General features: G+C 65.1%; 19 protein-coding genes and 1 pseudogene. 15 read left to right on the top strand and 5 right to left on the bottom strand.

What is annotated here, in order from left to right; translation table 11 throughout:
* Positions 1-49: 49 nt before the first annotated feature.
* From LRQ07_RS03300 to cmtR, 4 genes are read right to left on the bottom strand one after another with little or no spacing between them, the layout of a single operon-like run.
* Positions 50-583 carry a signal peptidase II gene (locus LRQ07_RS03300; protein ID WP_231494440.1) on the bottom strand — a complete coding sequence of 178 codons (534 nt, stop codon included), beginning with the start codon at positions 581-583 and terminating at the stop codon, positions 50-52.
* Positions 580-1188 (bottom strand): cadmium resistance transporter, encoded by a 609-nt coding sequence (locus LRQ07_RS03295; RefSeq protein ID WP_029259147.1) that lies wholly within the window; start codon positions 1186-1188, stop codon positions 580-582. The genes LRQ07_RS03300 and LRQ07_RS03295 overlap by 4 nt, the downstream gene beginning before the upstream one ends.
* Positions 1188-3104, bottom strand: a complete 1917-nt coding sequence (locus LRQ07_RS03290) for a heavy metal translocating P-type ATPase (RefSeq protein ID WP_036271584.1) — start codon at positions 3102-3104, stop codon at positions 1188-1190. Before LRQ07_RS03290 ends, LRQ07_RS03295 begins: the two co-directional genes overlap by 1 nt.
* A complete protein-coding gene (gene cmtR, locus LRQ07_RS03285; protein WP_029259145.1) occupies positions 3101-3460 on the bottom strand; it encodes a Cd(II)/Pb(II)-sensing metalloregulatory transcriptional regulator CmtR in 360 nt (119 codons plus the stop codon). Before cmtR ends, LRQ07_RS03290 begins: the two co-directional genes overlap by 4 nt.
* A 234-nt stretch (positions 3461-3694) precedes the next feature.
* On the opposite strand from cmtR, the gene LRQ07_RS03280 reads away from it, so the two are divergent.
* The 6 genes from LRQ07_RS03280 to LRQ07_RS03255 all read left to right on the top strand — a co-directional run bounded on the left by LRQ07_RS03280 (position 3695) and on the right by LRQ07_RS03255 (position 8624).
* The gene (locus LRQ07_RS03280) at positions 3695-3976 is read left to right on the top strand and encodes a metal-sensitive transcriptional regulator (RefSeq protein WP_029259144.1); all 282 of its coding nucleotides are present in this window, start codon (positions 3695-3697) and stop codon (positions 3974-3976) included.
* A gap of 31 nt (positions 3977-4007) precedes the next feature.
* Positions 4008-4331, top strand: a complete 324-nt coding sequence (locus tag LRQ07_RS03275) for a heavy-metal-associated domain-containing protein (RefSeq protein WP_055876979.1) — start codon at positions 4008-4010, stop codon at positions 4329-4331.
* Between the two features lie 56 nt (positions 4332-4387).
* A complete protein-coding gene (locus LRQ07_RS03270; RefSeq protein ID WP_200935185.1) occupies positions 4388-6499 on the top strand; it encodes a heavy metal translocating P-type ATPase in 2112 nt (703 codons plus the stop codon).
* 51 nt (positions 6500-6550) lie between these two features.
* Positions 6551-7012 carry a DUF6153 family protein gene (locus tag LRQ07_RS03265; protein ID WP_051671013.1) on the top strand — a complete coding sequence of 154 codons (462 nt, stop codon included), beginning with the start codon at positions 6551-6553 and terminating at the stop codon, positions 7010-7012.
* An 85-nt stretch (positions 7013-7097) separates the two neighbouring features.
* On the top strand, positions 7098-7697 hold the full coding sequence (locus tag LRQ07_RS03260) for a DUF305 domain-containing protein (RefSeq protein WP_029259139.1): 600 nt from the start codon (positions 7098-7100) through the stop codon (positions 7695-7697).
* A gap of 60 nt (positions 7698-7757) precedes the next feature.
* Positions 7758-8624, top strand: coding sequence for a F510_1955 family glycosylhydrolase (locus tag LRQ07_RS03255; RefSeq protein ID WP_045278977.1), 867 nt, complete (start codon positions 7758-7760; stop codon positions 8622-8624).
* An 80-nt stretch (positions 8625-8704) separates the two neighbouring features.
* On the opposite strand, the pseudogene LRQ07_RS03250 reads toward LRQ07_RS03255, so the two are convergent.
* A pseudogene (locus LRQ07_RS03250) lies at positions 8705-8923 on the bottom strand (CoA-disulfide reductase); the annotation flags it as partial.
* On the opposite strand from LRQ07_RS03250, the gene LRQ07_RS03245 reads away from it, so the two are divergent.
* The 9 genes from LRQ07_RS03245 (at position 8834) to LRQ07_RS03205 (ending at position 14851) form a co-directional block, all read left to right on the top strand.
* On the top strand, positions 8834-9169 hold the full coding sequence (locus LRQ07_RS03245; protein ID WP_255164181.1) for a hypothetical protein: 336 nt from the start codon (positions 8834-8836) through the stop codon (positions 9167-9169). The pseudogene LRQ07_RS03250 and the gene LRQ07_RS03245 overlap by 90 nt on opposite strands.
* Positions 9170-9235: 66 nt before the next feature.
* On the top strand, positions 9236-9709 hold the full coding sequence (locus LRQ07_RS03240; protein WP_127481847.1) for a hypothetical protein: 474 nt from the start codon (positions 9236-9238) through the stop codon (positions 9707-9709).
* A gap of 71 nt (positions 9710-9780) precedes the next feature.
* Positions 9781-10446: a DsbA family protein gene (locus LRQ07_RS03235; RefSeq protein WP_055876976.1), complete on the top strand. Its 666-nt coding sequence runs from the start codon at positions 9781-9783 to the stop codon at positions 10444-10446.
* Complete coding sequence (locus tag LRQ07_RS03230) at positions 10443-11432, top strand: NAD(P)-binding domain-containing protein (RefSeq protein WP_319944139.1); 990 nt, start codon at positions 10443-10445, stop codon at positions 11430-11432. The genes LRQ07_RS03235 and LRQ07_RS03230 overlap by 4 nt, the downstream gene beginning before the upstream one ends.
* A gap of 9 nt (positions 11433-11441) precedes the next feature.
* Positions 11442-12356 (top strand): cation diffusion facilitator family transporter, encoded by a 915-nt coding sequence (locus LRQ07_RS03225; RefSeq protein WP_255163673.1) that lies wholly within the window; start codon positions 11442-11444, stop codon positions 12354-12356.
* Positions 12349-13017 (top strand): copper resistance protein CopC, encoded by a 669-nt coding sequence (locus tag LRQ07_RS03220; RefSeq protein ID WP_256535813.1) that lies wholly within the window; start codon positions 12349-12351, stop codon positions 13015-13017. The genes LRQ07_RS03225 and LRQ07_RS03220 overlap by 8 nt, the downstream gene beginning before the upstream one ends.
* On the top strand, positions 13010-13543 hold the full coding sequence (gene lspA, locus LRQ07_RS03215; RefSeq protein WP_058631456.1) for a signal peptidase II: 534 nt from the start codon (positions 13010-13012) through the stop codon (positions 13541-13543). The genes LRQ07_RS03220 and lspA overlap by 8 nt, the downstream gene beginning before the upstream one ends.
* A complete protein-coding gene (locus LRQ07_RS03210; protein WP_045278974.1) occupies positions 13540-13875 on the top strand; it encodes a DUF6804 family protein in 336 nt (111 codons plus the stop codon). Before lspA ends, LRQ07_RS03210 begins: the two co-directional genes overlap by 4 nt.
* 25 nt (positions 13876-13900) lie before the next feature.
* On the top strand, positions 13901-14851 hold the full coding sequence (locus LRQ07_RS03205; protein WP_058631457.1) for a cytochrome c oxidase assembly protein: 951 nt from the start codon (positions 13901-13903) through the stop codon (positions 14849-14851).
* Positions 14852-14880 lie beyond the last annotated feature (29 nt).

Genomic DNA, 14880 nt, shown 5'->3' with positions numbered 1-14880 from the left:
CCGATGTAGAGGGCGAGTTGATGGGTTATCCCCGCTTCTCAAAGCGGTTTCACTTTGTGGCCTCATCGCCGGCGCGGATCATGAGGAGCGCTCCGGTGACCGCTGCGGCGAAGATCACGATGTCGGCGATGTTCCCGATGAACCAATTTCCGTAGGCGAGAAAGTCCACGACGTGTCCGCGGGCGAATCCCGGATCGCGGAAAAGGCGGTCGCCTGCGTGTGAGGCGGCAGCTCCTCCGAGCGCGCCGATGACGATTGCCCATCCCAGGCGTTGTACTCGGAACGCGAACACGATTGCTGTGACGGTGGCGGCGACGGCTAGCAGCGCGAACACCCAGGTGAAGCCTTCCCCGAAGGAGAATGCCGCTCCGGGGTTGTAGGCGAGCTGCAAACCCAACAGGTCACCGATTAGGGGGACGCGCTCACGCTCAGTGAGGGCCGCTTCAGCCCACACCTTCGTTCCCTGATCAATCAACACGACAATCACGGCGATCAGGAGCGCTCCACCAGTGAGCTGCCACCGCCGCGCCGACGACCGCTCGCGCACAGCGGGCGGGTGAGCTTCTGTTTCGGAAGGGATCATGCGAGGACCTCGATCAGACGGACGATGACCCCGGATTCGATCAGGATGAACAGGCCCAGACCGATGAAAACTGCCGGTACAAGCCAGTGCTCGACGCGCTCCAACCCCTCGGTGACTGCCTTGTTAGTGCCGATGAGCCGGCCCGCCGCGCACCAGACGGCAACGAGGATGAGGAACACGACGATCATGATCGCGACGTCGCCGGGCGTGCTGGTGCGGAAGATCGGCGTGTAGAGGGAGATGTTGTCCGCCCCGTTGGCGATCGTGATACCAGCGACGCCCCACAGTCCGACCGCGGTGATCTTGGAGTCGTCGTCATCGTCATCGCCGTTGCGGCGCAGGCCGCGAATGAGCGTCCAGATGCCGATGCCGAGCGGGATCAGGCCAAGGAAGCCGACCCATTCGTCCGGGACGATGGTGAGGCCGAGCGCGGCGATCACGCTGATGACGACGAGGGTGATGAACCCGAGGTACTGGCCTGCGACGATCTGCCACGGCCGGGGTTTCCCTCGGCTGGAGGCGAGGAAAAGCACGGTGAGCACGACGATGTCGTCGATGTTGGTTGCCGCGAACAGGCCGATCGCTGATCCAATGGTGGCGAGCATCAGCGTCCCAGTCGTGGCGTGCGGGTGCGGGCGGCCCGCAGGCCGTTGAGGATCACGATGACCTCGGCGACCTCGTGGACCAGGACGACAGCCGCGAGCCCCAGGACGCCGAAGAGCGCGAGCGGGAGCAGGGCGGTGATGATCAGCAGCGACAGGATGATGTTCTGGTTGATGATCCGTCGACCGCGCCGGGCGTGATCGAACGCCCGCGGGATGAGGCGTAGATCATGGCCGGTGAAGGCCACGTCCGCGGATTCGATCGCTGCGTCGGAGCCGGTCGCGCCCATCGCGATGCCGACGTCTGCGCCCGCGAGGGCGGGGGCATCGTTGATGCCATCGCCGATCATCGCGACCGGTCCCGCCTTCGACAGTTCCCCGATCGCGGTCGCCTTGTCCTCCGGGCGCAGCTCCGCGCGCACATCGCTGATCCCGGCCTGCGCAGCCAGGGCACGAGCGGTCCGGGCGTTGTCGCCGGTGAGCATCGTCACCCCGACGCCCTGGCCGGTGAGTGTCCGGACTACCTGGGGGACTTCAGGGCGCAGCTCGTCGCGGACGCCGATCGCGGCGACCGGTGACCCGTCTCGGTGCACGATGACGACGGTCATGCCCTGCTCTTCCAGCGTTGCGACCCGCTCAACGAGGTCGCCGGCGTCCAGCCAGCGGGGACTGCCGACGGTGATTCTCGATCCGTCGACGGTGCCGTCAATACCATGGCCGGCCTGCTCGGTCACATCTGCAGCTGCCGGTGTCCCCGGAGCTGCGGCGGTGATCGCTGAGGCAAGAGGATGTGTGCTGTGCTGCTCCAGCGCAGCCGCCCACGCCAACGCCTGGACCTCGGTTACACCGTTCGCGGTGAGTACGGCGGTGACCACGGGTTCGTTGCGGGTAAGGGTTCCGGTCTTGTCGACGGCGACGTGCCGGACCGTACCGAAGCGCTCGAAAACGGCGCCGGACTTGATGATCACACCGAACTTGCTCGCGGCGCCGATCGCAGCGACGACCGTCAGCGGGACCGAGATCGCCAGCGCACACGGAGACGCCGCGACCAGCACGACGAGCGCGCGGGTGATCCACACCTCCGGGTCACCCAGCAGCGAACCGATGATCGCGACGAGCGCCGCGAGGATCAGAACGCCGGGCACCAGTGGGCGGGCGATCCTGTCCGCCAGACGGGCACGCTCGCCCTTGTCGGTCTGCGCTTTCTCGACCAGCTCCACGATCGTCGTGAGCGAGTTATCGGTGCCCGCAGCCGTCGCCTCAACCTCCAGCGCGCCGGCACTGTTGATCGCACCGGCCGACACAACATCGCCAGGCTCGACCTCGACCGGGATCGACTCCCCGGTGATCGCCGATGTGTCCAGGCTGGAGCGCCCGGATCGGACGATCCCATCGGTCGCGATCCGCTCACCCGGGCGGACCACCATGACCTGGCCAACCGTCAACTCTCTCGCCGGTACCTGCGCGGAGACACCGCCCTGCAGCACCGTCGCTGTCTCCGGCACGAGCTTCAGCAGTGCCCTTAGCCCGCCGCGGGCGCGGTCCATCGCCTTGTCCTCGAGCGCCTCAGCGATCGAGTACAAGAACGCCAGAGCTGCAGCCTCCTCCACGTACCCGAGGATGACTGCGCCGATCGCGCTGATCGTCATCAGCAACCCGATGCCGAGCTTGCCCTTGAATAGTTTCCGGATCGCGCCCGGCGTGAACGTCGACGCGCCCAGCAGTAGTCCGACCCAGAACAGCACCAACGCCGGGATCTCTAAGCCGGACCACTCGAGGATCAGACCCCCCAGGAACGCGACACCCGAGAAGATCGGCACCATGATCCCGCGGTCTTTCCACCAGGGCCGCTCAGCCTCTTCGTGTTCCTCTCCCGCCGTGGCGGCAGGCTCATGCTCGCAACCACACGCCTCGCTCACGCGCCAGCCCCCGCTCCGCAGCAGCCCGCCACCGTGCACGCCGAGTCCACGCACGGGGCGTGCACGTCGACAGCCAGCGTCACGTCCACCAGTGCGACGAGGGCAGCAGCTAGGTGCGGGTCGGCGATTTCGTATCGGGTCTGACGGCCCTCCGGCTCGGCAACGACGATGCCGCAATCGCGCAGGCAGGTGAGGTGGTTCGACACGTTCGAGCGCGTCAGCTCCAGTTCGCGCGAGAGCACAGCGGGATAGCTCGGTCCGTCGAGCAACGTCATTAAGATCCGGGAACGGGTCGGATCAGCCATGGCCCGGCCGAGTCGGTTCATCACATCAAGACGGGAAGCAATGGTCAGCATGCACTGAACTATACAGTGACCGCTGACTGGTTATCAATTCGATCGAATGTTATGGCGTTCTGTTCGTCGCCGCGTCAACCAGTCGTGAGGTGCGCGATCCTGCTGTGGTGGACGACGCCGCATGCCGCCGGGCGCTCGATAGCGATCGTCCCGCGAAACTGCAGCCGGAGGCTGTCGTTCGGGAATAGGCCGGTGCCTGTTGAGTTACATACCCCCAGGGGGTATGTTGTGGGTATGAACGGTTACACCGACAACAAGGCGGATCTGCGCAAGCGATTGAGTCGGGTTGAGGGTCAGGTGCGAGGTATCTCGCGGATGGTCGATGAGGACAAGTACTGCATCGACATCCTGACGCAGGTCGCTGCGGCCACGAAGGCGCTCGAAACGGTGGCCTTGTCGCTCCTGGGTGACCATCTGAGCCATTGCGTCGCTCAGGCAAGCGCTGAGGGTGGCGAGGTTGCGGCGGAGAAGGTCCGCGAAGCTAACGACGCCATCGCTCGCCTGGTCCGTTCATAACCACACGTCTAACGATCTGGAGAAATTCACTATGACTGACCGCATCGAACTCGGACTGAAGGACGCAAACGCTGGTTGCGCATGCTGCGCAGCCCCATCGAACATCGAGGCATCCACTCCTGTGGCGGCCCCGGTCTCGGAAGAGGTACTGGTCACGGGAATGACGTGCTCGCACTGTGTGTCGAGCGTCAGTGAGGAACTGAGCGCGCTTGACGGTGTCGCGTTCGTCGCTGTCGACCTGAACGCCGGCGGCTCGTCCCGCGTGACGATCCACAGCGCAGCCCCTGTCGATCCCGCTGCCGTGAGGGCTGCGGTCGAAGAGGCCGGTTACAGCCTCGCGACCAGCCAGGCCTGATTCACTTATCCGTCCGCACCCGGCTCGACCCCGGGCGCATCGAACAAGGAGTTCTGATGAGCCAGCACGACGAGCACACCCATCACATCGCACACGAGAATCCCGGCACCGCGCCGACGGCGCAGCATGACCACGCGGCGATGAGCCACGACCACGGCGCTCCTCAAGGTCACGCGGGCCACGGCGGTCACGCGGGCCACGGCGATCACGTGGGCCAGTTCCGGCGGTTGTTCTGGATCATGCTGGTCCTTGCGGTCCCGGTTGTCGGGTTCTCGGGGATGTTCTCGATGCTGCTCGGGTACCCGTTGCCGGAAGCCGCCTGGGTTGGGTGGGTGTCCCCGGTTCTCGGGACGGTCATGTACATCTGGGGTGGGGCCCCGTTCCTCACCGGCGCGGTGAGTGAACTTCGTGCCCGCAAGCCCGGAATGATGCTCCTGATCGCCCTCGCGATCACGGTCGCGTTCCTCGCATCCTGGGGCGCGAGCCTCGGCCTCCTCCATCATGAGCTGGACTTCTGGTGGGAGCTGGCGCTGCTGATCGTGATCATGCTGCTCGGCCACTGGATCGAGATGCGCTCCCTCGCACAGACCACCTCAGCACTGGATTCCCTCGCTGCACTGCTGCCCGACGAGGCGGAAAAGATCGAAGGCGACACGACCGTGACGGTCGCCCCGTCCGATCTGCTGGTGGGTGACGTGGTGGTGGTGCGCCCAGGCGGGCGGGTGCCCGCTGACGGGCGGATCGTGCAGGGCTCGGCCAGCATGGACGAGTCGATGATCACCGGCGAGTCCCGGCCCGTGCGCCGCAGCGACGGCGACCAGGTCATCGCCGGCACCGTCGCCACCGATTCCGGGGTGCGGGTCGAGATCACCGCGATCGGCGACGACACCGCTCTCGCGGGGATCCAAAAGCTGGTGACCGAAGCGCAGAATTCATCCTCGCGCGCGCAGCGGCTCGCAGACAAGGCCGCCGGGTGGCTGTTCTGGTTCGCGCTCGGCGCCGCCGCGATCACCGCCATCGTCTGGACGATCGTCGGCATGCCCGACGCCGCCGTGATCCGCACGATCACCGTGCTGGTGATCGCCTGCCCGCACGCGCTCGGTCTGGCGATCCCGCTCGTCGTGTCGATCGCCACCGAGCGTGCCGCTCGCGGAGGCGTGCTGATCAAGGACCGTCTCGCGCTGGAGAGCATGCGCACCGTCGACACCGTCCTGTTCGACAAGACCGGCACGCTCACCAAGGGCACCCCCGCCGTGACCGCGATCGACCCCGTCTCCGGGACCGACCCTGACCAGCTGCTGGCCTGGGCCGCGGCCGCGGAAGCAGACTCCGAACACCCCCTCGCCCGCGCGATCGTCAACGCGGCGAAAGAGAAGACCCTCACGGTCCCCTCGTCAGCCGATTTCGAATCGTCCCCGGCGGTCGGGGTCCGTGCACGTGTCGATGGGCGCGTGGTGCAGGTCGGTGGCCCGTACATGCTCGAGCAGGAACACGCCTCCGAGCTACCGGTCGCCGACGAGTGGCGCCGTGAGGGTGCGATCATCCTCCACGTGCTCGTCGACGGACAGGTCGCGGGTGCCCTGCGCTTGGCGGATGAGATCCGCTCGGAGTCGCGTCACGCCGTCGAGGCCCTCCACGAGCGTGGCGTGCAGGTGGTCATGATCACCGGTGACGCCGACGCGGTCGCAGCCTCCGTCGCGGGCGAGCTCGGCATCGACCGGTACTTCGCCGGGGTCCGACCCGAAGACAAGGCCTCGAAGGTGAAAGAGCTGCAAGGCGAAGGGCGCAAGGTCGCGATGGTCGGAGACGGTGTCAACGACGCCCCCGCGCTCGCGCAGGCCGACGTCGGCATCGCCATCGGCGCCGGGACGGATGTTGCGATCGCGTCCGCGGGCGTCATCCTCGCCAGCGACGACCCCCGGTCGGTGCTCTCGGTGATCGAACTGTCGCGGGCCAGCTACCGGAAGATGAAGCAGAACCTCTGGTGGGCCGCCGGCTACAACCTGCTCTCCGTCCCCCTCGCCGCCGGAGTGCTCGCCCCGATCGGGTTCGTGCTCCCGATGTCCGTGGGCGCGCTGCTGATGTCCCTGTCAACCATCGTCGTCGCGCTCAACGCGCAGCTGCTGCGCCGACTGGATCTGCGCCCGGACGCCGTGGCCGGTAAGTAGCGAGAAACAGTTAGGTCGACGGACGTAGGCTGGGGCGAACGGGAGGTGAGTATGTCGCTGATCAAGGTCTCACAACAGGTGCGCGGACCGCGCACGCTCACCCACACCGTCCTGGCCGTCCTCGCGATCGCCGTGGGCATTATCGCCGGCCTACTGGCGATGCACTCCTTCAACTCGCATGCGACGGCCGCCGGTCACCATGACACCGTCACCGTCAGCACTCAGGCCGAAGTATCCGCCCATCACCCCGACGCCTCCGCGACCGCCCTCGTGCCAGCCGCGCCGACACAGGAGGCGGGATGCGCGACGTGTGGGGCCGGAGATTCGATGACGTGGATGGCGTGCGTCCTCGCGCTCCTGGTGGCCACCATCCTTCTCAGGCGGATCGGGCTCGGCTGGCGGCACACCCTCTTGGTTGCGACCCGCGCGCCCGCGACAACACGCGGGCCCGCCCGCGCTCACGCCCTTCCCCCGCCTCCATCTCTCACGGTTCTCTGCATCAGTCGCACGTGATCACGCGCTAGCCCGCTCTGGCGGGCAACGCACCCTCGGGCACCGGCAGCCGCCGGGCCCCATCACTGACCCTTGGAGAACCCTCATGAAGATTCGACCCGCGGCGATCGCCGCACTCACCCTCACCGCACTGCTCGCCCTCGCCGGCTGCGCGGGAACCACCGGATCCGACAACGGCATGGAAGGCATGGACCACGGCGGCAGCTCGTCCGCGCCCGCAGAGACAGCAGATGCGAATGACGCCGACATCATGTTCGCCAGCATGATGAAGGAACACCACGCACAGGCCATCGAGATGTCCGACGTCCTCCTCAGCAAGGACGGCGTTGACGAGCGCGTCGTCTCTCTCGCCGAAGAAATCAAAGCCGCTCAGGAGCCCGAGATCCAGCAGATGGACCAGTGGCTCGAAGACTGGGGCGCGGAGATGGACAGCATGGAGGGCATGGATCACGGCAGCGGCATGATGTCCGAAGAGGACATGCAGGCCCTCGAAGATGCCGCCGGTCCCGATGCGGGGCGTCTGTTCCTCGAGCAGATGATCCAGCACCACGAGGGTGCCGTCGACATGGCGCAAGACGAAGTCGACAACGGTCAGAACAGCGACGCCGTCGCACTGGCCGAGACCATCATCGACACGCAAACGGAAGAGATCGCCACCATGAAGGAGATCCTCGCAACTCCGTGATCCACGGGTGGGGTGCGGGACTCCCGCACCCCACCCATAGATCTGTTTGCGGACACCATCATGCGAACCCTCAAGAACTTCACCCTGCCTACTTCCCGCCTGCGACGTCGCGGAGCACTCACGATCGCTACGACAATCGCGGCCAGCATCGTGCTCGCCGGGTGCACAGCACCTGCCGAGCCGACCACCGGACACGACCACGCCACCACCATCGAACACGTCCACGCGATCGTGCCTGACCCCTCAGGAGACGGCTACCTACTGGGCGCCCACGACGGGATCTACACGGCCACGCTTGACGGCGAAATTGGCGACCGCGTCCAGAACACCGACTTTGACGCGATGGGCCTCACCGCCATCGGGGATACCCTCATCGCGTCTGGACACCCCGGGCGAACGACTGCCCCCGAACTCGGTTCCCCCAACCTCGGAATCATCCGAAGCGACGACAGCGCCCGATCCTGGTCACCGGTCTCGCTCACCGGAGAGAAGGACTTCCACGCTCTCGCCGCCGGCCCGGACGAGAGCCTGTACGGGCTTGCGTCAGACTCCATCGAACTGCTCCGCAGCGACGACACCGGACAGACATGGTCGCCCGCCGGGGAAGTCGTCGCGGTCAACCTCGCCATCGACGCCGCAGGGCAACTGTTCGCCGCCACACCCGACGGGCTGCAAGTCAGCGCGGATGAGGGCGCCACGTTCACCACCGTGAACGATGCACCGCTGCTCTACCTCCTCGCCGCTTCACCCGATAGCAAGCGCCTCGTCGGTGTCGGCAACGGCGGACAGATCTGGGTCAGACCCGCATCAGGCGCGGAGTGGGTTCCCGCCGGCACAACCCACGGCTCCGCACAAGCGATCACCATCACGAACGGCGGCGACATCTTGGTCTTCGATCAGAGCGGACTCACTGCGCTGCCCCGCTAGGCCGCCCCGAACGGTCACAATCTTTCCCGGGTTCGGATCGCAGCAACGACTTGGGCTGAGGTAGCCGATCCCAGGGTTACTTACACCAAAGTGCTCGTCCGAGTTTGGCGCTCCCATGCCTGCGTTGCGAGCTGCACGGCGTCCCATGGGGAGCCGAGCGGGGGCGTGCAGGAGAGGTCGAGGTCACTCATCGTTGCGACGGTCATGCCGTGGTGCAGAGCCGTGGCGTAGGTGTCGACGCGCTTGGAGATCTCCGCACCGCGGGTGCCGACGAGCTGCGCGCCGAGCAGCAGACCCCTTTTGTTCCCCTGTGCGCGTGCGGTCGGGTGGCGTTGTCCCTGTACTTGCTGCACGGCGGCCTCATCGCGCTCTGGAGTAACGCGTATGGCCGCCCTGCCGAGAACTTCTACTTGGGCTGGCTGGTGATCGTTCCGGGCATGATCGTGGTGGGTTGGCTGTGGTGGCGCTTCGTCGGAACTGGCCCAGTTGAATGGGCGATGGGCTGGCTCAGCGGACGTCCTAAGACTTCCTCGTTTCGCCGGTAGAACGGGCGCGTGGCTCACGGGTTCGCAAGGAATCTTGATTGGTGGGGCTGGTAGCATCCTGAGGTCATGGTCGTCCACGGTCGCACTCGCAACTGCGCCAGCCGCGCCGACAAATTCTTGATAACGAAGATCATTACAGCCCTCGGACTGGCTCTTCTTCTCGTTGTCGGAGCATGGCCGGGCGGCCACCGTGACGCGACGGATGCGACTCCATATCTGAGCACGACATCCTCATCCGCACTAGGGACGCCTTCGACTGGCCATGTCTCGGCGGGTTCGGGTGAAAGCGTTGCCGGCGCGACCGCCGAACAATTCGTGACCGGGGACACAGCAAACGACATCATGATCGGTGTTGCCGGGTGCCTCTTGGGTATCATCTGCTGCTTCTTGGTGCTCATCGTCACGCGGACCTTCCGCCGTCACATCCCCTCTTCTCGTATTCGCGAACGTTTGCCGCGCGCACCATCAATGGCGGCCCTGACGGGGCGCCTGTTCGCACTGCCTCCTTCTCTCACACAGCTTTCTCTGTCGCGGACCTGACCCTGGCGGCGCCATCTTTTCGATGGCGCTCCACTGGTCGTCCTCGTTCGTTGTGTGTGTTTGGAGTGTCTATGAAATCTTCCGTGAAAGCGGTACTTGTCACCGTGGCTATCGCCGTGGTGTTGCTGGTCGTCGCGCTGGTCTTCGTCCTCATCAATCAGAATCAAGCTGCCGCACCCGAGACGGGGCCCGCTGACGGTCCACAGGTCGTCCGTGAGAACTCGCACGTCCTCGATGACGGAGGAGAAGGGGCGGTGACGGTCGTCGAATTCCTCGATTTCGAGTGCGAGGCCTGCGGTGCTTTCTATCCCCTCGTCGAGGATCTCCGCGGCAAGTTCGATGGCGAGATCACCTACGTGATCCGCTACTTCCCGCTGCCGGGTCACCTCAACTCAAAGAACGCCGCAATCGCTGCCGAAGCCGCAGCGCAGCAGGGCCGCCTGGAAGACATGTATCACCGCCTGTTCGAGACGCAGCCTCAATGGGGTGAGGCTCAAGAGTCTCGTGCGGACCTGTTCCGGGGGTTTGCGGAGGAACTCGGATTGGACATGGCCGCGTTCGATGATGCGGTCGCTGATCCGGCGACAGCAGAACGGGTCCAATTCGATCTCGACGAGGGTGAGCAGCTCGGTGTCAGCAGCACCCCCTCGTTCTTCATCGATGGGGAGCCTGTCGTACTGGAGACGTGGACTGACCTGGAAGACAGCATTGAAGCCGCGGTGAACGGTGCTGAATGATGGCGCATTCGCTATCGCACCGTCGCGTCATCATCGTTGGCGCCGGGCACTCCGGATTGGCGACAGCCGCCGCGCTCAGGTCCTCCGGGCTTGAGCCACAGAAAGACTTCGTGATCATCGATTCTGCACCCCCCGGTCAACGAAGCTGGGCCACACGGCGGCAGGCGATGAAACTACGCAGTGCGGCACGCCACAATGTCGTCCGCGGGTTCCCTTTCCCGGGCGATGAAGACCGTCATCCGAGTGCGGATGAGATGTCCGACTACCTGTCTTCGGTGGAGAAAGCCATCGGTGTGAAAACCGTGTGGAGCACACGAGCTCTTGGAGTCAACCGGTTGGGCGACGGATCCACGCTGCATCTGTCGACCTCCGCCGGGGAAGTGCAAACCCGAAATGTGGTCTGCGCAACGGGAGCTGCCGCCGTGCCGCGCATACCGGGATGGCGCCAGGAACTGGCAGTACCCGGTGTTGTGCTGCATTCCAGCCAGTACCTCTACCCCGCGCAGATACCCCCCGGCCCCGTGTTGATCGTTGGCGGCGGATACAGCGGAGTAGAGATTGCTGAAGAACTCGCGTCCTCCCACGACGTCACCCTCGCGACTCGAGCCGAACCAGCACGGATATCGGAGCGGTCCGTCTGGTCAAGGCTGCGGCGTAAGGGTCCGATGTCCGAGGCACGCCACCGCGTAGCTTCGACAGACGTCACTCATGCCGCCGCCGTGACGGAGATTCACGGAGACACCGTGATGTTCGCCGATGGGGCGTCCATGAAGCCGCATTCCGTGATCCTCGCGACCGGATACAGGGCGGCAGACGGGTGGCTGCCCGATTCGGAGCCGCCCGGGCAGCCATTGCACGTCAGTGCACGCATCCCCGGACTGTTCACTGTTGGCATGCCGCGATACTCCCGCGCGGACGCTGACACCCTCGCTGGGACGAGTCGCGATGCGGCGACCGTCGCCCGGCTCATCGTTGGACGGCCGTAAAGGAGCACCATGACAGAAACAGGGCACAGTCACGGTATTGGTGACCCCACTCCCCGCAATCGCCTGGTCATCGCGTTCGCGATCACCTCCTCGGTCTTCATCGTCGAAGTGATCGGCGCGATCATCACAGGCAGCCTCGCACTGCTCGTTGATGCGGCGCACATGCTCACCGATGTCATCGGGTTGGCGATGGCCGTCACCGCTGCGCATCTGATGAACCGTCCCCCGACTCCCAAATACACCTTCGGTCTTCAACGCACGGAGGTGCTCGGTGCGCTCGCTCAAGCAGCTCTGCTGCTCGGAGTGGGCATCTTCGCGCTCGTGGAAGGCGTACGGCGGCTGTTCGAGCCCCCTGAGATCGCATCGGGAAGTCTGCTGTTCTTCGGCATCGTCGGTCTCGTCGCCAACATCGCCTCCATGCTCGTATTGTTCAGCGGCCGCGGACGCAACCTCAACATGCGCGCCGCGTTCCTCGAGGTCGTCAACGATGCCCTCGGTTCCGTCGGCGTCATCGCCAGCGCCATCCTCATCGCCGTTTTCGGTTGGTATCAGGCGGACGCCGTCGCGGGCGTCTTGATCGCGCTCCTCATCATCCCCCGCACCCTCATCCTGTTGCGAGCATCCGGCCGGGTATTGATGGAGTCCACACCTGCCGGCCTCGATCTCGAGGATGTCCGCCGCCACATCCTTGCCCTGCCGCACGTGGTCGCTGTGCACGACCTCCACGCGACCCAGGTCTCGACCGACCTCCCCACGCTCACCGCCCATGTCGTGGTCGATGACACCGTCACGATGGAAGCTTCCGCCGCACTGCTGACATCACTTCAGCAATGCGTCAGCGAACATTTCGCCGTGAGCATCGAACACTCCACCTTTCAGATCGAACCCGAATCCCACCCCGGAGAGCACGACACCCATGCATAAACGCCTCTCGGCACGCACCACTGCCGTCCTCACCACCCTGTTGTTGTCGGCATCCGTCGTACTTGGGACTGCATCTCCGGCCGCCGCTCATGATGACTTCGTTTCGTCGTACCCCACCGCCGACTCGACCATCAACGGCTCCCCCGATGAGATCTCTCTGATGTTCACCGGGACCCTCACCGGTGATGACGACGCAACGGTCGTCGAGGTTATCGATGAAAGCGGAGCAAACGTCGCCGTCGACCCGCCAACGGTGAGCGGTGACTCGATCACCCAACACCTCTCCCCCGACGCCGCAACCGGCATCTTCACCGTCCGCTGGAAGACCGTCTCCGCCGACGGACACCCGATCAACGGGGAGTATGTGTACACGGTCACGTCCGCGATGGACACGGAACCCAGCACTGCGACCACAAGCCCCACCCCTGAAACCTCCCCAACCGAGGAGCCGGAACCGGCCCGACCCGCGCAAACATACGGTGGCACGGCATCCGGCGGCGGTGCTTTCGAACTGCTGCCCCTGTTCTTCCTCTCGGGTCTGGCACTGATTCTGGGGATCGGCGTCGTGGGAGTGGTTATGGCCGGGCGCCAGCGTCACCAGCGCGACCGCGCACAGGCCGCCAAGGATGCTGCAGCTAAGGAGAAAGACGCCGATGCGTGATCGAGTCCGCCGGTCGGCCGTGATGCTCATCGTCGCCGCCATCGTCATCCTGATCGATCAAGGCACCAAGACTCTTGCTCTGAACACGTTGCGGCAGGATGCGCGTATACCGCTGATCGGTGACTGGCTCGGTCTTCAACTGGCCTTCAACCCCGGCGCGATCTTCTCGCTCGGGGAAGGCTCCACATGGGTCATCACCGTCATCGGGGTCGCTGTCACCGCGGTCCTCATCGTTGCCGCCACCCGAGCCCGGAACGTGTGGTCGGCGGTTGGTTTCGGTTTCATCGTGGGCGGTGCGATCGGGAACCTCATCGATCGCTTATTCTCGCCGCCCGCGTTCGGGATCGGGCACGTCACCGATTTCCTCGCCTACGGGAACCTGTTCATCGGCAACCTCGCCGATATCGCTCTCGGCATCGGTGCCGTGTTCCTCATCGTCGCGGGTCTGCGCACGAGCCGTCGCCGGCCAGACCCCACGTCCCGCCCCGACGACCCTGTACCCGCCGAAGAAACGGTTCACCCATGAGTCCCAAAGAACGCGTCCCCTCCACTTACCAGCGGAACGCCCTGGCCCCCAGCCTCGTCGCCGCCGCGATCCTGTTTCTGGCCCCGGCGCTCTTCCAGGCGAATTGGGCGCCGCTCGTCCTCTTCATTGCCTCAATTTTCGGGCTGATCGTCGCGTGGTTTGCGCTCCAGGCACGCCACTGGTGGTGGATCCCGGTCTTCCTCGCCATTGCCGTGCTCTGGAATCCGGTGATGCCCTTCCCCTTCTCCGGTGTCGTGTGGACCACAGCACAACCCATCGCGGCCGTGGTGTTCCTGGCAGCGGGGGCGACGATCAAGGTGATCCGGAAGTGAACTGCGCGATCTTCTTGTCACGACCATGCGTATGAGCGGCGAGATCCCCGACAGCCCCCCATCTCTGCAGGCGTTCCTCGCACCGGCCGACATTCCGCTTCCAGTGCTACCGATCGTTGCGGGGATCCTCGCTGCGCTGTATCTCGTCGGCGCGATCCGGTTGTGGACGCACGGGCGTCGTTGGCCCGTGTGGCGCACGGTCAGCTTCCTGCTCGGGTGCGTTCTCCTCGCGGCGGTCACCGGTCTGGGTGTTGAAACCTACGGCCAGGCGCTGGTGTCCGTTTTCATGTTCCAGCAGCTCACTCTGATGATGATGGTGCCGCCGCTACTGGTCCTCGGCTCACCCGGAACCCTTCTTCTGCGATCAACACCGCACCATGGGGCGGGACGGGTAGTCCTCACAGCGGCCCACAGTGCTCTTCGAAGCCCGGCCGCGAAATGGATACTCAGCCCGTGGGCCACTGTCCCGCTGTACCTGTTCGCGTTCTACGGCATCTACCTTGCGGGTGCTGCCGATGCCATCCTCGCTCTCCCCGGGGGCCACGTCGCACTCGAGGTCGGATTCCTCCTCGCCGGCATGCTCTTCACCATCCCCATCCTGTCCTCCGATCCGCTGCCGGTCAGGTTGGGTCATGGTGCCCGTGCACTGGACGTGTTTGCTGAAGCCGCGCTCCACGCGTTCTTCGGGGTGTTCCTCATGATGGCCAGCACGATCCTGGTCGGCTCATTCGTCGCCCCCACCAAAGCACTGGGCATCGATCCCCTCGCCGATCAGCAGCTAGCCGGCGCTCTGGCATGGTCCTACGGTGAAGCCCCGACCGTGCTGATGTTGATCTACGTGATGCATCGCTGGTTCCGCAGCGACACCGCCCGGGCTGCCGCGGCCGACCGGTACGCCGACGTGCACGGGAACACCGACCTCGACATGTACAACGCCTACCTCAAAAAACTGAGCTCTCATGACCGTGACCGCTGACCCATTGGTGAGACACGCCCTCTCCGTTC

Origin of the sequence: Microbacterium sp. J1-1, assembly GCF_024498615.1 — a bacterium.
GTDB lineage: Bacteria > Actinomycetota > Actinomycetes > Actinomycetales > Microbacteriaceae > Microbacterium > Microbacterium aurugineum.
This window is presented reverse-complemented; position numbering and strand designations above follow the sequence as displayed.

What these genes read in the sequence shown, in the direction of transcription:
- LRQ07_RS03300 (WP_231494440.1), bottom strand. Translation starts at nt 583, where the DNA reads ATGATCCCTTCCGAAACAGAAGCTCACCCGCCCGCTGTGCGCGAGCGG.
- LRQ07_RS03295 (WP_029259147.1), bottom strand. Translation starts at nt 1,188, where the DNA reads ATGCTCGCCACCATTGGATCAGCGATCGGCCTGTTCGCGGCAACCAAC.
- cmtR (WP_029259145.1), bottom strand. Translation starts at nt 3,460, where the DNA reads ATGCTGACCATTGCTTCCCGTCTTGATGTGATGAACCGACTCGGCCGG.
- LRQ07_RS03280 (WP_029259144.1), top strand. Translation starts at nt 3,695, where the DNA reads ATGAACGGTTACACCGACAACAAGGCGGATCTGCGCAAGCGATTGAGT.
- LRQ07_RS03275 (WP_055876979.1), top strand. Translation starts at nt 4,008, where the DNA reads ATGACTGACCGCATCGAACTCGGACTGAAGGACGCAAACGCTGGTTGC.
- LRQ07_RS03270 (WP_200935185.1), top strand. Translation starts at nt 4,388, where the DNA reads ATGAGCCAGCACGACGAGCACACCCATCACATCGCACACGAGAATCCC.
- LRQ07_RS03265 (WP_051671013.1), top strand. Translation starts at nt 6,551, where the DNA reads ATGTCGCTGATCAAGGTCTCACAACAGGTGCGCGGACCGCGCACGCTC.
- LRQ07_RS03260 (WP_029259139.1), top strand. Translation starts at nt 7,098, where the DNA reads ATGAAGATTCGACCCGCGGCGATCGCCGCACTCACCCTCACCGCACTG.
- LRQ07_RS03255 (WP_045278977.1), top strand. Translation starts at nt 7,758, where the DNA reads ATGCGAACCCTCAAGAACTTCACCCTGCCTACTTCCCGCCTGCGACGT.
- LRQ07_RS03240 (WP_127481847.1), top strand. Translation starts at nt 9,236, where the DNA reads ATGGTCGTCCACGGTCGCACTCGCAACTGCGCCAGCCGCGCCGACAAA.
- LRQ07_RS03235 (WP_055876976.1), top strand. Translation starts at nt 9,781, where the DNA reads ATGAAATCTTCCGTGAAAGCGGTACTTGTCACCGTGGCTATCGCCGTG.
- LRQ07_RS03230 (WP_319944139.1), top strand. Translation starts at nt 10,443, where the DNA reads ATGATGGCGCATTCGCTATCGCACCGTCGCGTCATCATCGTTGGCGCC.
- LRQ07_RS03225 (WP_255163673.1), top strand. Translation starts at nt 11,442, where the DNA reads ATGACAGAAACAGGGCACAGTCACGGTATTGGTGACCCCACTCCCCGC.
- LRQ07_RS03220 (WP_256535813.1), top strand. Translation starts at nt 12,349, where the DNA reads ATGCATAAACGCCTCTCGGCACGCACCACTGCCGTCCTCACCACCCTG.
- lspA (WP_058631456.1), top strand. Translation starts at nt 13,010, where the DNA reads ATGCGTGATCGAGTCCGCCGGTCGGCCGTGATGCTCATCGTCGCCGCC.
- LRQ07_RS03210 (WP_045278974.1), top strand. Translation starts at nt 13,540, where the DNA reads ATGAGTCCCAAAGAACGCGTCCCCTCCACTTACCAGCGGAACGCCCTG.
- LRQ07_RS03205 (WP_058631457.1), top strand. Translation starts at nt 13,901, where the DNA reads ATGCGTATGAGCGGCGAGATCCCCGACAGCCCCCCATCTCTGCAGGCG.